This is a genomic window from Chitinophagaceae bacterium C216 (assembly GCA_028485475.2).
Taxonomy (GTDB): domain Bacteria; phylum Bacteroidota; class Bacteroidia; order Chitinophagales; family Chitinophagaceae; genus Niabella; species Niabella composti.
The window spans coordinates 3,239,103-3,259,419 of record CP144143.1; the positions used below are offsets into that span (position 1 = coordinate 3,239,103).

Consider the following 20,317-nt stretch of genomic DNA (forward strand, 5'->3'; position numbering starts at 1 on the left):
GCTTTGGAACTCGAAAATTCTTAAACTGATATGCGCAATAACCCTTATTGGTGGATTTTGATTGTCCTTATGCTGTCGCTGGACCTGTATGTATTCTGGGCCACTCGAACTTTTTTTAACATCACCTCTCCCCGAGGGCGAAACATTTTCGCGCTCATATATTGGTGTGTATCCGCCATCGCAGTAAGTATCATTCTCCTATTGCCGCATATTCAGGCAAATGAGCACAATAAGCTACTCCGTAACACCCTTTTTATGTTGGTTTTTGCCCTTTTCCTCGGCAAACTTGTTACGGCTTTATTCTTTTTTGTAGACGATCTGAGGCGCTCTCTGCAATGGATAGCCGGGAAGTTATTTTCCGTCAAAAATGAAATCGGTGAGCTCGCCGGCAGCAGCGGTGATCGTATCTCTCGTTCGGCTTTTCTAAGCTGGCTGGGACTGATTGCAGGAGGAGGGCTTTTTACCTCCTTTATTTACGGACTTTCTAATAAATACAACTATCAGATAAAAAGAATCCAACTCCATTTTGACAACCTACCCCAACCTTTTAAGGGGTTGAAAATTGTACAAATTTCGGACATTCACTGTGGAAGTTTTACCAACTACAAAGCAGTCAATCGCGGCGTGGATTTAATTCTAAATGAAAAACCCGATATCATTCTGTTTACGGGAGACCTGGTAAACAATCGCAGCGATGAAGTAGGCGCATATAAAAACATCTTCAGTCGACTGTCGGCCCCCCTGGGTGTTTTTTCCATATTAGGCAATCATGATTACGGCGACTATGAAAGATGGGAAAGTGCCACCGCAAAAGCTCAGAACCTCGAAAATCTGAAAAAAATTCAAGCAGAAATGGGCTGGCGCTTATTATTAGATGAGCATGTTCCCATTCAGAAAGACGGAGCCACCATAGGCCTCATAGGCGTACAGAATATCAGCGGAAAAAGCAATTTTCATTCTTATGGCGATCTGGCAAAAGCCATAAAGGGAGCAGAACAGTACCCTTTCAAAATTCTCATGAGCCACGACCCCTCCCACTGGGACAAGGAAGTGAATACCATATACACTGATATCGATCTCACACTCAGTGGTCACACACATGGTATGCAATTCGGAGTGGAAGTTCCCGGCTTTCGATGGAGTCCGGTACAATATGTGTATAAGCAATGGGCGGGACTATACGAGCACCGACATCAGAAACTCTATGTAAACCGGGGGTACGGCTTTATCGGTTATCCGGGACGAGTAGGTATTCTCCCTGAAATTACTGTCATAGAGCTTGTATAATGAAATGAAAAACAATGTATTTTTGCCCGCTTTTTATTAAAAAAATAGTGTCTGTTTCAGAAACTAATTGTGATGAACCTTTAAACTTGTTATTAATACCTTTAAACGTTAAACAAAATGAATCGCAAATTTTTATTCACATCTCTAGCTCTCTTAGCCCTTGCTGTATGTTCTAATCTTAACGCACAATTTCATGTGGGTGTAAAAGCCGGTGTGAATGCCGGTAAAATCACCGGTAAAAGTTTCAAAGAAGAATTTAAATATAGCTATCTGGTGGGAGCTTTTGCTGAAATAGGTATCGCGGATCGCTTCAGCATTAATCCCGAAGTGTTACTCTCTCAGACAACCTCCACTACCGATTCCTCTTTTACACATACGCTTCCCGGCTTTAAAAACCACCAGCTGAAAGCGAAACTTACCTATCTATCAGTTCCCATTTTACTGAATATGAAATTGGTAGGACCGTTACACATCGAAGCCGGCCCTCAGTTCGGCATAAAAATCAACAAAGAAAAAAATCTGCTTGAAAACGGCGAGGATGCATTCAAAAAAGGAGACTTCTCCCTCGTAGGAGGTGCTAATGTACACTTAAACAAACTGAGAGTGGGCGCGCGCTATGTAATCGGTCTGCACGATGTAAGTGATGCCACAAATCAAGACAAATGGAAACATCAGGCACTACAGCTAAGCTTAGGGCTTGCTTTTTAATAAGTTAGATATATTTGGCTCCCATCTTTTGTGCTGAGCACCTGTAATAATGCCACCTAAAAATTTTTATACGACAAGTTTTCGTGAAATTCTTAGGTGGCATTAATATTGCCAATTATTAAGCTATCCATTTCTTGTACATCCAACGGATGTATTTGATACAAGAAATGACATTTTGTCTCTTAAAACTATATAATGCAATTTGATAAAGTGTTTTTGAAACCCGAAGATGACATGGACTTCATGCCAATATTACCGCTTAACGAAAACGATACCAATGAGAACCTGGATGATATTCCTGATGAGATTGGTTTGTTGCCTTTAAGAAATACGGTTTTATTTCCGGGGGTAGTATTGCCTATCACAGTAGGTCGCGATAAAAGCATTCTAGCTGTAAATGAGTCCTACAAAGGAGATAAGTATATTGGTGTTGTAGCACAGAAAGATTTCAATATCGAAGATCCCGCTACCGAAGATTTAGTGCGCACCGGTACTGTGGCTAAAATTATTAAGCTCATCAAAATGCCCGACGGAGGCACTACGGTAATTATTCAGGGCCGCAATAAGTTCACCATCGATGAGTTTACTGCTACCGAGCCTTACTTCAAGGCCAAAATAACCAAGATTGTAGAAAATCCGGTTCCTGATGATCCTGACTTTGAAGCTTATATTTCCAATATAAAGGATATTGCGGGAAATATTATTCAGCAGTCCCCTAATATTCCCTCCGAGGCAACGCTTATTCTTAAAAATATCGAGAGCCCGGTATTTCTGATTCATTTTGTCAGCAGTAATCTGAATACTTCTTTACAGGAAAAACAACGGTTGCTGGAGCTATCGGATATCAAGCAAAGAGCAGTGGAGCTGATGCAGATTTTGCAAAAAGAACTGCAATTTGTTGAACTGAAAAATAAAGTCACCAATAAAACACGCACCGAGCTGGACAAACAGCAGCGAGAGTATTTCCTGCAACAACAGCTGAAAAGTATTAAAGAAGAACTGGGCGGCGACCCCAATTCTCAGGAAATAAAAGAAATGCAGAAAAAGGCCGAATCCAAAAAATGGCCTGAAGCTGCAAAAGAAGCCTTCCAAAAAGGTATCGAAAAGCTGGAACGCATGCATCCGGGTACCCCCGACTATTCGGTGGTGTACAATCATATCGACCTGATGCTCGACCTTCCGTGGGAAGAATATACCGAAGACCATTACGATTTGGAAAATGCCCGAAAGATTCTCGATAAGGATCACTACGGCATGACCAAAATCAAAGAAAGAATTTTGGAATATCTGGCAGTGCTGAAGCTAAAAGGCGATATGAAAAGCCCTATTCTCTGCTTTTTAGGGCCTCCCGGTATTGGTAAAACATCCTTAGGAAAAAGTATTGCTAATGCTTTAGGACGCAAATATGTACGCCTGAGCTTGGGTGGGCTGCATGATGAAAGTGAAATTCGGGGGCACAGAAAAACCTATATAGGAGCCATGCCTGGCCGTATCTTGCAATCCTTAAGAAAAGCCAAAAGCAGTAACCCGGTTATTGTGCTAGATGAAATTGATAAAGTGGGTAATGATTTTCGTGGCGACCCCAGTAGTGCTCTTCTGGAAGTATTGGACCCTGAGCAAAACAATGCATTCTACGATAATTACCTGGAACTGGAATACGACCTCAGCAAGGTAATGTTCATTGCTACCGCCAATAATCTGCAGAACATACAGCCGGCCCTGCGCGACAGACTGGAGATTATCGACCTAAGCGGTTATGCAGTGGAAGAAAAAATCGAAATTGCCAAAAGACACCTTATACCCAAACAAAAAGAAGCACATGGTATTGCCAAAAATAGCTTTAAAATCAGTGACAAGGTTTTAGAAAGACTGATTTCGGACTATACTCGCGAAAGCGGTGTACGTGAGCTGGACAGGGTGCTGGCAGCCATCATGCGTAACCGAGCTAAAAAAATTGCTCTTAACGAAAAATTATCCACTTCTTTAAGCATTGAAGAAGTTGGACAGATCTTGGGCAAACCCAAGTTCAATAATGATATTTATAAGGCCGTAAATATTCCCGGTGTGGCGGTGGGACTTGCTTGGACTTATGTAGGAGGCGATATTCTGTTTATCGAAACCAGCCTCAGTGATGGCAAAGGCGAACTAAGCCTTACCGGTAATCTGGGTAATGTGATGAAGGAAAGTGCCTCCACAGCACTCACTTATTTGAAATCGAATGCCAAAAAGTATAAGATAGACGAATCTCTTTTTCAAAAGAAAAACATTCACATTCACGTACCAGAGGGTGCCACTCCTAAAGACGGTCCCAGCGCTGGTATCACCATGATGACCGCTATAGCATCGGTATTGACAGGCAAAAAAGTAAAGCCTTACCTAGCCATGACTGGCGAAATCACACTCCGCGGACAGGTGTTGCCTGTAGGTGGCATTAAAGAAAAAATACTAGCCGCTAAACGTGCCGGACTAAAGGAAATCATTCTGTGTTCACAAAACCAGAAAGATGTGGGGGAAGTAGAGCAAGCATTTATCAAGGGGCTCACCTTCCATTATGTTGACAAAATGGAAGATGTGCTTAAAATCGCTTTGAAATAAAAATATCTCGATACATGAAAAAGAGGTGTGGTATCACACCTCTTTTTTCTATACAAAAAACTCAATTTACTTGGTTGCCGAATAAATACAACACATTCCGAATGTCAGTGCCCTATAATCGGGCTGCACAAATCCTACCTGCGATAAAATCGCCGTGAAGTCTTTTCTCTCGGGAAAAGCATTGGCTGACCGGTTCAGATACTGATAGGCCTTTTTATCTTGATGAAACAATTTAGCTATCTGTGGAGCAATATTGCCCATATAAAACTGATAAAGGCTATTGATAAAAGCCGGCTTTGGACGGGAAAATTCAATAATACATAAGCGCCCACCAGGTTTTAATACGCGTCGCATTTCTGAAAGGCCCTTTTCCAGATTTTCGAAATTGCGTACTCCGAAGGCTGCCATCACTACATCAAAAGAATCATCTGCAAATTGCAGATTTTCAGAATCGCCTAGTTGCAGGTCAATTTGCGAAGACAATCCCAATTTTTCTATTTTTCTACGTCCTTCCTCCAACATCTGTGCAGAGATATCCACTCCGGTAATTTTTTTCGGTTGCAACATCTGCATAGCCATAATGGCCATATCGCCGGTACCGGTAGCAATATCCAAAATATGTTGAGGCCGGTATTGTTTTAAGGCCTTTATGGCTTTTCTGCGCCAGCTTACATCAGTTCTAGCCGAAAGAAATCGATTCATAAAATCGTACTTTCCGGCTATTTTATCGAACATTTCGGCAACCTGCTCTTTCTTACTCTTCGCAGATTCTTCGAAAGGAATAATATGGTCGTGCGGCTGTGACGGCATAGCCACAAAGATAGGGGTTAGGGCCGGACGAGTGGTAGATTTTTAATTGCAGATTGTTTTAATTTACTTTATGCTTCGCTGTAGTACGTGACTATATTTGCATTAATTACACAAAAGCCTGCGCTAATGAAAGACTTTTTCAAGTATATAGAACTGGATGTGCTTTCGTCCACGCCCAAATATCTGCAACTGGCGCAGTCCATCATTAAGGCCATTGCTACCAGCAAAATAAAAAAGGATGATGTACTGCCTTCCATCAACGAGATGAGTTTTGAGCTGGACATTTCGCGGGATACAGCCGAAAAAACATACAAATATCTGAAAAAATTAGGCGTACTGGGCTCCGTTCCTGGCAAAGGTTATTATGTCAAAAACAGTGAGGTTAAAAGCGATATTAAAGTCTTTCTTTTATTTAACAAACTAAGCGCGCATAAGAAAATCATTTACGATGCTTTTGTAAGAACACTGGGAGATAATGCCGTTATTGATTTCTATATATACAATAACGATTTTAATCTGTTCAAGCGCCTCCTTACCAATGCCGGCAAGCATTACACACATTATGTTATCATCGCTCACTTTCTAGAAAGTGGGGCCAATGCTTACGAAATCCTTAATACAATCCCAAAAGAGAAACTGATATTGTTGGACAAATTGGTACCCGGCGTAAGCGCAGACTGCAGTGCCGTGTATGAAAATTTTGAAAAAGATATCTATTCGGCATTGGAGCAATCACTTGCTTCACTAAAAAAGTATGACACTTTAAAAATCATCATACCGGCATATACTTATTTCCCCGATGAAATCCGCAAAGGGTTTAGAAAGTTTTGTACCAATTACGGATTTTCTGCATCGGTGGTGCACAATATACAGCGAGAGAAGATTCAGAAAGGTACTGCCTACATCTGTCTTATGGAAGATGATCTCGTTATCTTAATTGAAAAAATAAAAGAAATCGGATTAAAAATAGGAAAAGATATAGGGGTGATTAGTTATAATGAAACCCCACTTAAAAAACTGATATTGCAGGGCATTACTACATTTTCCACTGATTTTGAGTTGATGGGTGAAGAAGCTGCACGACTGATTCTGGAAGGGAGTAAGAAGCATATTGAAATTCCATTTCACGTACGGCTAAGACCTTCCCTTTAACCAAAAACACACCTTTGATGTGTATACTGAACTTATCCTTTCAAAAATTGTATATCTTACACATTCCAATCAGCGCCTATTATGCAAATTATTTCAGCGACATACGTAAAAAGTAGTGCCAATTACACGCAATGTCCTCCACCGGATAAAGCCGAATACGCTTTCATCGGCCGAAGCAATGTGGGTAAATCTTCGCTGATTAACATGTTGTGTAACAAAAAAAACTTGGCCAAAACTTCCGCAACCCCCGGGAAAACACAGCTAATTAATCATTTTCTTATTACCTCAGCCTCTAAAAACAATACAGCTAAAACCACAGACTGGTATCTGGTGGATCTTCCAGGATACGGATATGCCAAGGTTTCTCAAAAGCAGCGCAAAAGTTGGAGCAGCATGATTGAACAATACATCGTACGTAGAGAAAATCTAGGCAATCTGTTCGTGCTTATTGACAGTAGACACGAACCGCAACAGATTGACCTGGAATTTATCAATCAGTTGGGAGTTTGGCAGGTTCCCTTTGCCCTCGTATTTACTAAGGCTGATAAAAATAAACCTGCAGCTACAACTAGAAATGTGCAGCAGTTTTTAAGCTCCCTTCAGGAAAGCTGGGAGGAACTCCCCCCTCACTTTATTACATCTGCAGTAAAAGGCGATGGACGCGACGAGGTATTACAGTTCATTGACCAAATGAATAAAGAATATAAAGCCCTTCAGAAAGGATAACATTTACGGATAACAACTTATATGGCCCGCATTATGTACATTTGATCGAAAACTCTTTTTATAAAACAAATTGTGATGCGGCTTAAAGCAATTATATTGGGAGTTAGTGTGATTTGTTGCAGTTTATTGGCCTGTGTAAAAGACGAACCGTTTATCCCTTCTTACACAGTACCTCCTACCTATGATTTTGAAGATATTGATTCTATTATAACAGCCCGACTGATAATGCTGCATGGAGTTAAAAATTATTTGCTTTCCGGTACAGATAGTGTATTAAATGCAGAGATAGCCACAGCACTCTGGACCAATACCGATAGTGCTTTCACGCCTGCAATGGTACCCAATTTTATATATAAGGCAGAAAGGCTCAACAGGATGCGAAGCACGAACCTCTCTGGAGATACCCGTGATGCAGACATTTTAAAATCGTTTATCGATTCGGCAGTAACTGTAAGTGCATCTCACAATGTAGCAGGTAGCAATGGTGTGCCCGGCTGGCAGATGCTCTCCAATCCGTCAGAAAAACGCTTATTCAGCAGTATCGGTATTGAATACACGGAAGTATGGGAAAAAGCCATGTTGGGTGCCATGTGTTTGTACCGCGTCAACTCACAATTGAGCAATCCGGCCAATGCCACCGCATGGGCGCAGGCGTTTCATTATAGTGGTATACCACGAGACTATGATCCCACTATCAATTATGGTGATTCTCCTAACCGTCCCTTAGCAATAGCCACGCTTTTCCCAAATGCAGAAAGTATTCAGGCAGGATCAAAAATATTTGAAGATTTCAGAAGAGGTAGAGCAGCCGTTAATGCAGGTGATCTACGCGTAGCCACACTTGCCAAAGACAGCCTACTATTAAATATTGAAAAAGTTTTTGCGCTGAGTGCCATTCATTATCTGGATGCAGCAAAAGACGGTAACACAGCGGACAAACTATATAATCTTTCTCGTGCATTCGGCACTATTATCGCGCTGAATTATCGTAGTTCAAAGCAGCTACTTAATGATGAAGCTTATATTATGATTTTGGAAGTATTTGACAATAATTTTTATACGTTGATTCAAAACCCTACCGCCATTACGAATATTCGCAACGTGCTCGCAACTGCTTACGAGTTTCATTAAACAAGTACAGCCTATAGTCGCTCCAACATATCTACGACGTTTTCTCTTTTCAATATCAGATAGCCCAGCCTGTCGCTACTAATACCATCCTTAAGTTGATAACTGAAAGAAAGAGCATCGTCCTGCACAATGGTTTCAAAATATCGGAAAGCTATGGTAGGCAAATCTGTAAGCTGATCGGCTATTTCGTACAAATGTGTAGATAATATAAATAGTGAGGTCTTTACTTTTATCAGTCCTTTAATCACCGTTAAAGAACAACGCATGGCATCCTGCACATTAGTTCCCTTAAACAACTCATCCATCAATACCAGCCATTTTTTACCATCGCTTACTTTTTGCACTGTATTTTTTATACGCTGTACTTCGTTGAAGAAATAGCTTTCGCCTTTGGCGATATTATCCACCACATTGATATTACTGATAAGCCCGTCGAACATCGTCAGCCGCATTTCTTTGGCTGGTACACCCATGCCTATATGCGCTAAAAAAACAGCCGCCCCAACTGATTTGATAAGGGTGCTTTTCCCAGCCATATTGGCTCCGGTAAGAAAAATAAAATTCTGCTGGGGATGCATTTGCAAATGATAGGGAACCGGATTATGCAATAGTAGATGATACAGCCCACGAGCTTCAATAAAAGGCTGCTCGTTATCTATAAACTCAGGAAATTGCAGATTGTAGGTTTTAACGGCATATGCCATCGAGTACCACGCATCTAAGCGGTAAAAAATATCCATCAGTTCCTGCACCTCCGCTCTATATACCTCCTTAATATTCGCAGCAAAGTAAAGTATCTTTTTAAGCGCAATTGTTGCATCTTTTGGCGTATCCGCCATTTGGCGAAAAGGCTCTATATGTTGCACCAGGTGATCGATTCTGTCGATATAGTTTTTAAAGTATACCGGCAAATCAGCAGCGCGTAGAATAGAGGCTATTTTTCTAAGTCCTCTGAAAAAATCAGTAAAATGCTGCACGGAGAACTTGGACATGGAATAATCCGCACTATGAAATATCCGATACATCATGGCATCCACAATGCTAGGATTATTGCCAATAGCATCTAAAGTATAATCCAGAAACTTCGCCATCACCAGCATGGTACCATTAGATATCTCTTCGGGCCATTCGTCTACATGCTCCGCCAGTTTTTTTAGAATCTTCTGAGTACCTCTTATTTTGTTGATATCATTAAAAGGTGATGAAAAGTAGCGCCGCAACCACTCCCGCCCTCCTTCCGTACGTGTGAAGTTGAGCCGATGAAACAGCGAATAATCTTCTTGCGAATGAAAAATAGAGATGTCGCTGAAGGATATTTCGTCTATCTGCATATATAAAAAATTGGTCAGTGCCGAAGTTGCAGTGTCCTCAAGCCACTACCCTGTTATCGGTCAAATAAGAGCCGCTCTCCTTTTATAGACTCATTCCACTGTCCATTTCCATAAACCAAATTACCGTTCACGAATGTATGTGTAATACTGGCGGGGAATTCGAAAGGATCGCCCTGGTTGCCTGCTTTTTCAAAAGGACTCCATCCACACTTATACAGAATATTTTCCTTAGATATCGTAAAAGATTGGTTGAGATCTACCATTACCAGGTCAGCCCAATACCCCTCTCTAATATAGCCTCTGTCCTTAATAGCAAAACAGTCGGCCACGGCATGGCTCATCTTCTCTACTATCTTTTCTAAAGAAATTTTATTTTGTTTGTGATAATACAGCATTAAGGGTAACGAATGTTGCACCAGAGGCAACCCTGCATGTGCTTTCAAATAAGGTTCACTTTTTTCTTCCCATGTATGTGGTGCATGATCTGTGGCAATCACGTCCAGCCGATCATCCAATAAAGCCTTCCACAAAGCTTCCTTGTTATGAGCCGCTTTAATAGCTGGATTACATTTAATGAGATTTCCTTGATTTGCATAATCATCTGCCGTAAAATGAAGATGATGTACACATACTTCGGCTGTAATTCTTTTTTCTTTCAGCGGAAGCATGTTGGAAAACAATTGCAATTCTTTTTCCGTACTGATATGTAGGATATGCAAACGAGAGTTATGCTTCTTGGCTAATTGTATGGCATAAAAAGACGATTCGAAACAGGCTTCTTCATTACGAATGACCGGATGATCAGCAGCAGTAAGTTCTCTATTTTCACTCAAAGCTTTTTCAAGATTTGCTTTAATGATGCGCTCTTCCTCGCAATGGGTGGCGATGAGCATTTCGCTTTCGCCGAATATCCTTTCAAGTACTAGCGGATTATTTACCAGCAAATTGCCAGTACTACTGCCCATAAATACTTTTATGCCGCATATGCGATCCTTAAACTTATTAGCAGCGAGAGCATCATCAGCATTTAGATTATTAGTGCCGATGTAAAAAGAATAATTAGCCAGCGAAGTTAAAGCCGCTATATTGTATTTTTCTTCCAATAGTTCTAATGTAAATGCAGGTGGAACCGTATTGGGCATCTCCATAAAACTAGTCACCCCCCCTGCTACCGCAGCCTTACTTTCGGAATAAATAGTAGCCTTATGTGTCCATCCTGGTTCACGAAAATGGACCTGATCATCTATTACTCCGGGAAGCAGATATTTATTGGTGCCGTCAATTTCCATTCCCTTCTCGGTAATGTCTATCCGATCATCGATTTTTTCGATCCGGCCGTTTTTCAATAATACATCCTTAACGGCGATTTCTCCTTCGTTTACAACATGTATATTTTTTATAAGATATATTTGCATGGTTTTTGTTATTTAGCCGCATATGCGGTAATTCGTCCCACATGGAGGGGTAAATACCCGTCGGGAGGTAAAGCTAAGACTATTATTAAACCTTATCAATAAGTTATGCAAATTAATAAATACCTGCTTACACTAGCGATCGCATTGCTACCTATGTATCTCTTTTCGCAAACCACATTTCTGCCGCTGGGTGATAAGCAGGAAATCATTTTGAACAGATTGGAAATTAAAGCGCAAAACGATTCTGCGTTAAACTTCTCAAAAACCAAACCTTATAGCCGCGAAACATATGTAGAGGTAGTGCGGCGCTTATTAAGCGGAGACTCTGCTCTAGACAATCTCACCCGCGTGGATGAATATTATATGAAAAGCCTTTTAAAAAATAATATAGAATGGCTTCCTGAAGATATAAGAGAACAATACAAAAGCAAAAAACGTGTAGGCAATACGTTTTATCAGTATCCGGCAGGTTTATTCGAAGTACATAATAAAGACTTTGACTTAGTCATTACCCCGCTGCTGAATATAGGGTATATGAAAGAAAACAGCAATGACCAGAATTTTTTTTATAATTCGAGAGGGATCGCAGTGCGCGGACGCATTGCCAAAAAAATAGGATTTAACGCTTCAATAACCGACAATCAAGAGAGGCCAGCTACATATGTACAGGACTGGACTAGAAAGTGGGGAGCCGTTCCGGGCCAGGGGTATTATCACGATTTTAAAGCACCGGGCGGTGTTGACTATTTTGATGGGAGAGGATATATCACCTTTGGGGTAACAAAGTATATTGATGTGGCATTTGGATACGATAAAAACTTCATCGGTAATGGACAACGTAGTCTGTTTTTAAGCGATTTCAGCAATAACGCACTATTTCTGAAACTCAATACACGCATTTGGAAGTTTAACTACCAAAATCTTTTTATGGAGCTGCATTCCGATTATGTGCATAATGGTGGAGACGAGCTTATTGACAAAAAATATGCAGCAATGCATCATCTGGACATTAACCTTACCAAATGGTTGAACGTAGGAGTATTTGAAGGTGTGATTTTCGGTCGTAAAAACCGTTTTGACTTTGGATATTTGGTACCTGTAATTTTTTACCGCTCTGTAGAAAGAAACAGTGGCAGCCGCGACAATGCATTGGTAGGATTTGACTTTAAAGCCAATGTTGCCCACACCGCACAAATATATGGTCAACTATTGCTGGATGAACTAAAGATGTCCGAACTAACCTCCAGTCGTAACTGGTGGGGTAATAAATATGGATATCAGATTGGGGCTAAATATATTGATGCCTTCACAATCCCTAATCTGGATATTCAGTTAGAGTTGAACAGAGTAAGACCTTTTACCTATTCGCATAAAGACTCAGTTGCGAACTACTCGCATTATAACCAGCCGCTGGCACATCCATTGGGCGCTAATTTCAATGAGTGGATTGGTTTGGTTCGTTATCGCCCTATTCCAAAGCTCACCATCGAAGGTCGAGGTATGTTTTACACCCAGGGACGCGACAGCACTAATACAGTAAACTTCGGCAGCAATATTTTGCTTCCCTATACTATGTATCGCAATGGCGATTATGGATTTAAAGTAGGGTCAGGCTGGCGTAACCAAGCCGGTATGCTGAATCTGCTGGTAAGTTATGAGCTGAAAGAAAACCTTTATATTGAGGCAAATGGTACCATCAGAAAACAACGGGCAACTACGCCTCCCCCATTGACAGGTAAAACCAGCAGTACGATATTTAGCCTAGGACTGCGCTGGAATATGGCAAGAAGAGATTTCTTCTTTTAATTGAGGGGAATATATCACTAAAATTGGTTAAAGCAGCTACTGGAGAGGATTCCGTTCTTTTTGTTTAAATTTAAAGTTAGGAATATCAGATCACCTCTAAAACTTACAAAACATGACAGAATCAACAACCCCATTCGAGCCTCAGGGAACTCCCTCATCACCTCTTAGTTTTCCCAAATATGGAAGTTTCTGGGAGCGATTTGCAGCCATATTGATTGATATTATCATTCTAGCAGTTGCAGGGCAATTTATTTCAAGAATTTTTGCCTCACCCTCTCCGGAAGAAATAAGAGAAATCATGGAAGGTGAGGGCCTAGGTAGTGCTTTAAGAGCATCCTACTTTAGTACAGCCAGCAAAATGACTTTACTAATGCAATGGTTGTATTTCTCGCTGATGCATTCTAGTTCTTGGCAAGCCACTTTAGGCAAAAGAGCACTAGGGTTGAAAGTTACCGGCATGAATGGTCAGCGTATTACCTTCATAAATGCTACCGGACGTTACTTTGCCAGTTATATCTCCACTATTATTCTTTTAATTGGTTATCTGATGATGTTGTGGGATGACAAAAACCAAACCTTACACGACAAACTGGCCAAAACACTGGTAGTAAAATCTAAATAATCGATAGCGGACTCATAAGAAACATAGATAACTATACTAGATAGAATAATTATTCATTTGTCGTTATATAATTCAAATAAAAAAGCTGCTCAACGTGTGAGCAGCTTTTTTTATCAAAAAGGAGGTCATTCTTATTTTTTGTCAGCATCAGCATCCTTTTTCGCTTCGGCATTTTTAGCTTCCTCATCCATTTTCTTTTTGAGGTCGGCCAGAATACCTAAGTCACCCAAAGTAGCTTTTTCTACTTTGCTTTGAATGCTTTTTACTGCTTTTTTAGTTTTTTCCGCTTCAGCACGCTCAGCTTTTTTAGCGCTTTCGCGTTCTTCGGTTTGTTCGTGCTCCCATACTCGGGTATGAGATACAACAATACGCTTTTCGTTGCGGTCAAACTCAATCACCATAAACTGATCAGTTTCATCCAGACCTAAAGATTTACCCTCCTTAGTAGCTAGATGACGGTTAGGAGCAAATCCTTCCAAGCCATAAGGCAATTGGATAATAGCACCTTTATCATCTTTACGCACTATAGTTCCTTCATGAATGCTACCAATCGCGAAGGTTTCTTGTAATGCGTTCCAAGGATCTTCTTCAAGTTGTTTGTGACCTAATTGCAGTTTACGGTTTTCTTTATCGATACCCAGAATCACCACGTCGATTTTTTCACCAACCTTGGTATACTCGCTTGGGTGATTGAAACGCTTCAACCAGCTAAGGTCGCTGATGTGAATCATTCCCCCGATACCTTGCGCCAGCTCCACAAACACACCGTAGTTGGTGATATTTTTCACCTCTCCAGTATGCTTGGTTCCTTCTGCAAATTTATTTTCGATATCGGTCCATGGATCTTCTGTCAATTGCTTGATAGAAAGACTCATCTTACGGGTTTCTTTATCGAGCGTTACGATCTTAGCTTCGTGCTCATCACCCAGTTTGAAGAAGTCTTTAGCATTGATTGGAGTGTTAGCCCAAGTGATTTCACTTACGTGAACCAGACCCTCTACTCCAGGATAGATTTCCAAGAATGCACCGTAGTCTTCGATATTAACAACCTTACCTTTTACGATGTTGCCTTCTTTGATATCTTCAGGCAATACATCCCAAGGATGTGGAGTTAATTGTTTCAGACCAAGGCTGATACGTTTTTTCTCGTCGTCGAAGTCCAGTACCACTACGTTTAATTTCTGATCTAACTTCAGTACTTCGCTCGGATGAGAAATACGTCCCCAAGAAATATCTGTGATATATAGTAAACCGTCTAAGCCACCGAGGTCCATAAATGCACCAAAGTCGGTGATATTTTTAACGGTTCCTTCCAATACTTGACCTTTTTCCAGTTTACCGATAATTTCGGCACGCTGAGCCTCCATATCGCTTTCGATAAGCGCTTTGTGAGACACCACAGCGTTCTTAATGGTTTCGTTGATTTTAACCACTTTGAACTCCATGGTTTTACCCACGAACTGATCGTAGTCAGTAACAGGCTTAACGTCGATTTGAGAACCAGGAAGGAAGGTTTCCATTCCAAATACATCCACGATAAGACCGCCCTTAGTTTTAGAAGTAACCAAGCCGGTAACCACTTCACCAGTTTTGTTAACCTCAACAATTTTTTCCCAAGCACGAGTAGTGCGGGCTTGTTTACGGCTCAGGTTCAAGTGTCCGTCTCTGTCTTCTTTTTCAACGATCATCACCTCAACCTCATCACCTATTTTGAGGCCGGGCATATCGCGAAATTCGTTCAAAGGAACAAGTCCATCGCTTTTAAAACCAATGTTGATGACTACATCGGTCTTGGTAAGGCCTACCACAGTACCTGTTACTAACTCACCATCGTTCAACTGAACGAAAGTGCTGTCGTAAACTTTGTCGTACTTTTCTTTTTCTTCTTTTGAGTAAGAAGAAACGTGGCGCTTGTCGATACTCCAGTCAAAATCATCGTGTGCTGACTCATCAATTTCAGCTACTGGAGTTTGTGGTTTTTCAACAGGCGCAGCCGCTTGTGCGGTCTCCACAGGTGTTGTTGGTGTCGCTGCAGAAGCTTCTCCTACCGGTTCGGCAGAGCCAGCATTCTCCTGTGCATCAGCGTTTAATTGTTTAACAAAATACAAATTCATAAAAAAATCCGAAGGGTTTAAAAATTCGGACTGCAAAGGTACAAAAATCCTTCGTATAAGCCCAATATCAATATTTTAACAGATAAGTAGTTGATAATCAATAAAAATCGCTCTTAAAATGGAGCACTCCCGCAAATCATGCATCGATAAGGGCTTATACCCGCTATCTTTAAATGGCTGTAGTACCATATCGCTTATAATAAGCGATAAGCCACATCACTACCTCGTTATAGGAGGCCTTCCCCTTTGGTTGATTATTGGCTTTCAGAAAATAGCTGTATGCCTCGGCAATATAGGGCTCGATGGGGTTGCTATACTTTTGGTAAAACTCTCGACACTCCCTGATATCTTTCTGCACTAACGGATGCAGTGTTTGCAGATAGGACTGTGCACGTACAGAATCTACATAATGTAGCTCCTTGATCGCATACTGAAACATTTCAAAGTATACCGAATATTTAAAATGCTCAGAAGGATGCAAGCGACAGGCCAAGAAGCCTACAAAATTGGCTTCACTTTCTTTTGCATAACCTAACTGGTGCGCTATTTCATGGGCTGTAACAAATGGCTCCAGACATAGCGGAATGGTGGTGTTGACCTGAGCCTCTCCCGTAAAGGGATTATAATACCCCTGAAAACCGAAATAGTTGCCTATGTAGCTAAACAACGATGGTTTTACTGAATAATTTTTATACTTGAGAAAAGGATATTGCTTTTCGGCAATTGTGTACATCTGCGGCGCACTCTTAAACAAATTGCGCTTTGATTTAAAAGAATCTCTTATTGCAGGAGTGATCTGAGATGCATGATGATTCAGTCGAGTATGAAGCAAATGCACTAAAGTATCCAGATCGTTATACGCATATTTTTTTTCTTCGAGGTTTAATTGCGAGGCTATTCCCTGACGAGAATAATTAAGTCCCCACAAACCGTAAAACGCAACAAATATTAATGCCCAGAAAAAAATCACCCTTACCACCCCTCTTCGAAATGTACTTCTTGAGATACGGCGTTTGTAAAACGCCTTGAGCCCTTTAATACAAATAATAAAAATGCTCAATAATACGAGAACATAGAAAATATCACCTATACTAAATGGCACCCATCCCAATAGAACTCTTTGCACACGAGCGATAAAAGGATATACACCGTAAGTGTAGATCGTCTCCACCCATGAAGGTTTTATGGAAAGAACCTTTATTGCTACCACCAGCAATATCAAAACCAACCATCGAACACTTTTGCGCTGTTTATAATTCATGCCCTTTCTACTGAAAACTATAACAAGAATATTACACCTAGTGGAGAACTTTTGTTTAGTGAAATACCGCTGAACTGCAGTTAGCAATACGGATATTTATGGTATACAATAGTATCAAAAAGTTATTATAGCTCAAATTCAAGTATCGTCTCCTCTTCTAATAAAAAGTTTTCGAAAATGGAGAGTTTTCCTTTTCGAATGGTAATATCATAATACACATATACTTTATCTCCTTTTGCGGCCAGTTTAATTTCATCCACCTTTAACAGTGCCGACTTCATTTTCGCAACTAAGGTATTGCGCAAATGGGCCTGTTCTTTCGCAAGACAAATCATCAGCATTCTGGTACGCTTATAACTGGGAACAATTCTATTAATAATACTACCGAAATGAATAACCAAAAAGGCCGTAACTAAAAATATGAAAGCAAGATAAGCCTGTCCAAATCCTATTGACATCCCTACGGCACTGGATACCCATATTACACTCGCTGTAGTTAATCCGCTTACTGTTACACCATCTTTAAAAATGACCCCAGCACCCAAAAATCCAATACCACTTACGATATATGAGGCAATACGAGTCGCTTCCTGATTGGGTTGTCCCATTCTGTAAGATACAATAGCAAAAAGCGCAGACCCTAGCGTGATTAATGAAATCGTTCTAAGGCCTGCGGCTTTATCCTTAAGTTCTCTTTCAAGTCCTAATACAACACCTGCACCCAGTGCAATAAGGGCTTTATAAAGGTCATCGATATGGAAATATTCAAACACAACCTAAATTTAGCAAAAGCATTGCTATTTTGAGCACTCTATTACTCACTAAACAATTCCTGCTGGGGCGACTCATTCTCCTTCACCTCTATCCACTCCATGGTAACGCTTTTGTTATAGTCCGTCAATTTGGCTCCTACGGCTTTCCAACCCATCACATCGGTCACCTTGGCCAACTTAAACTTAGCTTTTCTAACCTGTTCACCACGGCCACTTTGCACCAGCAATATCGGATCGTTGGCAGTGGTAACACACTCTACATAGTTACCCTCTCCCTCTTTAATGAAGAAGAATTTATTGCGCAATGTAGAGGTTTCTATTTTGAAACGCTTTACATTAAACTGCAGCTGCTTCATATCCACATACACCGCAGTGATGATTTTCTCAGGATCAAAGCGCTCGATATGCATCACTTTTTCGGGATCAAATTTCTGAATCAGCTCCTGGTCGGTTACCTCGTAATATCCATCGCTATAAATCACCAGTATTTGATCATCGGGCTCAAACACCCCCAGGTAGGTACCTTTTTCTTCGGTGTTCAGACGACCGAATTTATCATCAAACCACAGTTTTCTTCCGATCAGGGTAGCTTTTCCAGCCTCCTTAAATTTAACGGATTTTATAGGGTACTTGGTAACCTGATTGCCGATACTGCTGCGACCTTTGATGGCAATCTCCTCGAAATAAAAATCGAATTCCTTAATACGCGCAGTACAATTAGGACTTAAAAGCACTTTTACCACTTCAGCTTCTCCATTGGGATTGGCTGAGAAATAATGAACACGGCTTTTATCGTCACCTTTAGTGAGATCGTATTCCTTATCGCGAGTAACGCTGGTGACGTTAAATCGCTTTGCATAGCTAACGCCCGTCTTACCATCCACATAAATCATATTGTAAGTGGTACGATCATCATTTTTATGAAACACAGCAGCATGAATAATGTCCTTCCCTACAAACACTTTATCGGCCACTTTTACCACTTTCATAATACCACGCTTGGTAAATACGATGATATCGTCCAGATCCGAACATTCAAATAAAAACTCATCTTTTCTAAGACTGGTACCGATAAATCCTCCGGACCTGTCCATATATAGCTTAGTATTCGCAATGGAAACTTGCTTAGCTTCGATTACTTCAAACTGCTTAATTTCTGTTCTTCTTTCGCGACCCTTACCATATTTTTTTAGCAAGCCCTCATAGTAAGCGATGGCATATTCTACTAGATGCTCCAAGTCATATTTCACTTGCTTTATCTCGGATTCCAGTTCCTTAATCTGGGCATCCAACTCATCAATATCCAGTTTATAGATACGGCGTACCGGTTTTTCGGTAAGCTTCAGGATATCCTCGCGGGTTACTTCGCGTTTCAGTTTCTTTTTGAAAGGCTCGAATGCTTTATCAATGGCATTGATGACTTTCTCCCACGACTCGTGTTTTTTCTCCAACTCTTTATATATCTTCTCCTCAAAGAAGATTTTTTCCAAAGAGGTATAATGCCATTTATCATTAAGCTCGTTCAGCTTGATATGTAGCTCTTTCTGCAGCAGGTTTTTGGTATTGTCTACGGAGATGCGCAATAAATCATGCACCGAAAGGAACTTCGGTTTCATATCTACGATCACACAAGCGTTAGGCGAAATGGAAATTTCGCAGTTGGTAAATTTGTAAAGCGCATCTATGGTTATATCCGAAGAAATACCAGGAGCTAAGTCAACTTGTATTTCAACGTTGGCCGCAGTATTATCGGTTACTTTTTTGATTTTTATCTTCCCCTGATCATTGGCTTTGATAATAGAATCAATCAACTGATCAGTGGTAACTCCGTAAGGTACGCTTTTTATTACCAGTGTTTTCTTGTCTACCTCTTCTATATGGGCCCGTACTTTAACCCTACCACCTCTCTTACCTTCGTTGTAGTCGGTCACATCAATCATCCCTCCGGTCTGAAAATCGGGATAAAGCACAAATTTCTTCCCCTTCAGATACTTGATGGAAGCATCAATCAGCTCACAGAAGTTGTGCGGAAGGATTTTGGTAGAAAGTCCCACAGCGATACCTTCTGCTCCTTGAGCCAACAACAAAGGAAATTTCACCGGAAGTGTTATAGGCTCTTTATTACGTCCGTCATAGCTCAACTGCCACTCGGTGGTTTTAGGATTAAAAACAACCTCCAGTGCAAACTTGCTCAGACGCGCCTCAATATACCTTGATGCAGCTGCATCATCACCGGTTTCAACATTACCCCAGTTACCCTGTGTATCAATAAGCAAATTCTTTTGCCCCATGTTAACGAGCGCATCCCTAATACTCATGTCTCCATGAGGATGGAAGGCCATCGCCTGCCCCACAATATTTGCCACTTTATGTAGACGGCCATCGTCCATTTCCTTCATAGCATGAAGGATACGACGCTGTACGGGCTTTAACCCGTCTTCTACAGCCGGTACTGCACGCTCCAATATTACATAAGAAGCGTAGTCGAGAAACCATGTTTTAAACTGCCCCTGTATACCGGAGCCTTCACTATGTTCGATATTGTCTTTAGTCTTTTCTTTCATCTTTTTTATCAGCCGCTTTTAA

At 40.9% G+C, this 20,317-nt stretch carries 15 protein-coding genes; 8 read left to right on the forward strand and 7 right to left on the reverse strand.

Going from position 1 to position 20,317, the window contains the following annotated elements:
- Window positions 1-30 precede the first annotated feature (30 nt).
- The 3 genes from PIECOFPK_RS13945 (at window position 31) to lon (ending at window position 4,590) form a co-directional block, all read left to right on the forward strand.
- Window positions 31-1,287 (forward strand): metallophosphoesterase, encoded by a 1,257-nt coding sequence (locus tag PIECOFPK_RS13945; protein ID WP_409966177.1) that lies wholly within the window; start codon window positions 31-33, stop codon window positions 1,285-1,287.
- Between the two features lie 117 nt (window positions 1,288-1,404).
- Window positions 1,405-1,995, forward strand: a complete 591-nt coding sequence (locus PIECOFPK_RS13950) for a porin family protein (RefSeq protein WP_409966178.1) — start codon at window positions 1,405-1,407, stop codon at window positions 1,993-1,995.
- Between the two features lie 195 nt (window positions 1,996-2,190).
- Window positions 2,191-4,590, forward strand: a complete 2,400-nt coding sequence (lon, locus tag PIECOFPK_RS13955) for an endopeptidase La (RefSeq protein WP_330973655.1) — start codon at window positions 2,191-2,193, stop codon at window positions 4,588-4,590.
- Window positions 4,591-4,656: 66 nt separating this feature from the next.
- Here lon and ubiE read toward each other — a convergent pair whose 3' ends face one another.
- Window positions 4,657-5,400: a bifunctional demethylmenaquinone methyltransferase/2-methoxy-6-polyprenyl-1,4-benzoquinol methylase UbiE gene (gene ubiE / locus PIECOFPK_RS13960; RefSeq protein ID WP_330973654.1), complete on the reverse strand. Its 744-nt coding sequence runs from the start codon at window positions 5,398-5,400 to the stop codon at window positions 4,657-4,659.
- A gap of 126 nt (window positions 5,401-5,526) precedes the next feature.
- On the opposite strand from ubiE, the gene PIECOFPK_RS13965 reads away from it, so the two are divergent.
- The 3 genes from PIECOFPK_RS13965 (at window position 5,527) to PIECOFPK_RS13975 (ending at window position 8,409) form a co-directional block, all read left to right on the forward strand.
- On the forward strand, window positions 5,527-6,552 hold the full coding sequence (locus PIECOFPK_RS13965; RefSeq protein ID WP_409966179.1) for a substrate-binding domain-containing protein: 1,026 nt from the start codon (window positions 5,527-5,529) through the stop codon (window positions 6,550-6,552).
- A gap of 81 nt (window positions 6,553-6,633) precedes the next feature.
- The gene (gene yihA, locus PIECOFPK_RS13970; RefSeq protein ID WP_330973652.1) at window positions 6,634-7,278 is read left to right on the forward strand and encodes a ribosome biogenesis GTP-binding protein YihA/YsxC; all 645 of its coding nucleotides are present in this window, start codon (window positions 6,634-6,636) and stop codon (window positions 7,276-7,278) included.
- A 75-nt stretch (window positions 7,279-7,353) separates the two neighbouring features.
- Window positions 7,354-8,409, forward strand: a complete 1,056-nt coding sequence (locus PIECOFPK_RS13975; protein WP_409966180.1) for a DUF4856 domain-containing protein — start codon at window positions 7,354-7,356, stop codon at window positions 8,407-8,409.
- An 11-nt stretch (window positions 8,410-8,420) separates the two neighbouring features.
- Here PIECOFPK_RS13975 and PIECOFPK_RS13980 read toward each other — a convergent pair whose 3' ends face one another.
- Together PIECOFPK_RS13980 and PIECOFPK_RS13985 are read right to left on the reverse strand one after the other, a co-directional pair.
- Window positions 8,421-9,740: a MutS-related protein gene (locus PIECOFPK_RS13980; protein WP_409966181.1), complete on the reverse strand. Its 1,320-nt coding sequence runs from the start codon at window positions 9,738-9,740 to the stop codon at window positions 8,421-8,423.
- A 53-nt stretch (window positions 9,741-9,793) separates the two neighbouring features.
- Window positions 9,794-11,155, reverse strand: coding sequence for a dihydroorotase (locus tag PIECOFPK_RS13985; RefSeq protein ID WP_409966182.1), 1,362 nt, complete (start codon window positions 11,153-11,155; stop codon window positions 9,794-9,796).
- 105 nt (window positions 11,156-11,260) lie between these two features.
- On the opposite strand from PIECOFPK_RS13985, the gene PIECOFPK_RS13990 reads away from it, so the two are divergent.
- Window positions 11,261-12,961, forward strand: coding sequence for a capsule assembly Wzi family protein (locus tag PIECOFPK_RS13990; RefSeq protein WP_409966183.1), 1,701 nt, complete (start codon window positions 11,261-11,263; stop codon window positions 12,959-12,961).
- A 112-nt stretch (window positions 12,962-13,073) separates the two neighbouring features.
- On the forward strand, window positions 13,074-13,583 hold the full coding sequence (locus PIECOFPK_RS13995) for an RDD family protein (protein WP_330973647.1): 510 nt from the start codon (window positions 13,074-13,076) through the stop codon (window positions 13,581-13,583).
- A 131-nt stretch (window positions 13,584-13,714) separates the two neighbouring features.
- Here the strand turns inward: PIECOFPK_RS13995 and rpsA are convergent, their stop codons facing one another.
- The 4 genes from rpsA to PIECOFPK_RS14015 all read right to left on the reverse strand — a co-directional run bounded on the left by rpsA (window position 13,715) and on the right by PIECOFPK_RS14015 (window position 20,295).
- Window positions 13,715-15,697, reverse strand: coding sequence for a 30S ribosomal protein S1 (rpsA, locus tag PIECOFPK_RS14000; protein ID WP_330973646.1), 1,983 nt, complete (start codon window positions 15,695-15,697; stop codon window positions 13,715-13,717).
- 169 nt (window positions 15,698-15,866) lie between these two features.
- The gene (locus PIECOFPK_RS14005; RefSeq protein WP_330973645.1) at window positions 15,867-16,958 is read right to left on the reverse strand and encodes a DUF3810 domain-containing protein; all 1,092 of its coding nucleotides are present in this window, start codon (window positions 16,956-16,958) and stop codon (window positions 15,867-15,869) included.
- A gap of 125 nt (window positions 16,959-17,083) precedes the next feature.
- The gene (locus tag PIECOFPK_RS14010) at window positions 17,084-17,731 is read right to left on the reverse strand and encodes an MgtC/SapB family protein (protein WP_409966184.1); all 648 of its coding nucleotides are present in this window, start codon (window positions 17,729-17,731) and stop codon (window positions 17,084-17,086) included.
- Window positions 17,732-17,772: 41 nt separating this feature from the next.
- The gene (locus PIECOFPK_RS14015) at window positions 17,773-20,295 is read right to left on the reverse strand and encodes a DNA gyrase/topoisomerase IV subunit A (protein ID WP_409966185.1); all 2,523 of its coding nucleotides are present in this window, start codon (window positions 20,293-20,295) and stop codon (window positions 17,773-17,775) included.
- Between the last annotated feature and the right edge of the window lie 22 nt (window positions 20,296-20,317).

What these genes read in the sequence shown, in the direction of transcription:
- rpsA (WP_330973646.1), bottom strand. Translation starts at nt 15,697, where the DNA reads ATGAATTTGTATTTTGTTAAACAATTAAACGCTGATGCACAGGAGAAT.
- PIECOFPK_RS14015 (WP_409966185.1), bottom strand. Translation starts at nt 20,295, where the DNA reads ATGAAAGAAAAGACTAAAGACAATATCGAACATAGTGAAGGCTCCGGT.
- PIECOFPK_RS13980 (WP_409966181.1), bottom strand. Translation starts at nt 9,740, where the DNA reads ATGCAGATAGACGAAATATCCTTCAGCGACATCTCTATTTTTCATTCG.
- yihA (WP_330973652.1), top strand. Translation starts at nt 6,634, where the DNA reads ATGCAAATTATTTCAGCGACATACGTAAAAAGTAGTGCCAATTACACG.
- ubiE (WP_330973654.1), bottom strand. Translation starts at nt 5,400, where the DNA reads ATGCCGTCACAGCCGCACGACCATATTATTCCTTTCGAAGAATCTGCG.
- PIECOFPK_RS13945 (WP_409966177.1), top strand. Translation starts at nt 31, where the DNA reads ATGCGCAATAACCCTTATTGGTGGATTTTGATTGTCCTTATGCTGTCG.
- PIECOFPK_RS13975 (WP_409966180.1), top strand. Translation starts at nt 7,354, where the DNA reads ATGCGGCTTAAAGCAATTATATTGGGAGTTAGTGTGATTTGTTGCAGT.
- PIECOFPK_RS13965 (WP_409966179.1), top strand. Translation starts at nt 5,527, where the DNA reads ATGAAAGACTTTTTCAAGTATATAGAACTGGATGTGCTTTCGTCCACG.
- PIECOFPK_RS13995 (WP_330973647.1), top strand. Translation starts at nt 13,074, where the DNA reads ATGACAGAATCAACAACCCCATTCGAGCCTCAGGGAACTCCCTCATCA.
- PIECOFPK_RS13950 (WP_409966178.1), top strand. Translation starts at nt 1,405, where the DNA reads ATGAATCGCAAATTTTTATTCACATCTCTAGCTCTCTTAGCCCTTGCT.
- lon (WP_330973655.1), top strand. Translation starts at nt 2,191, where the DNA reads ATGCAATTTGATAAAGTGTTTTTGAAACCCGAAGATGACATGGACTTC.
- PIECOFPK_RS13990 (WP_409966183.1), top strand. Translation starts at nt 11,261, where the DNA reads ATGCAAATTAATAAATACCTGCTTACACTAGCGATCGCATTGCTACCT.
- PIECOFPK_RS13985 (WP_409966182.1), bottom strand. Translation starts at nt 11,155, where the DNA reads ATGCAAATATATCTTATAAAAAATATACATGTTGTAAACGAAGGAGAA.
- PIECOFPK_RS14005 (WP_330973645.1), bottom strand. Translation starts at nt 16,958, where the DNA reads ATGAATTATAAACAGCGCAAAAGTGTTCGATGGTTGGTTTTGATATTG.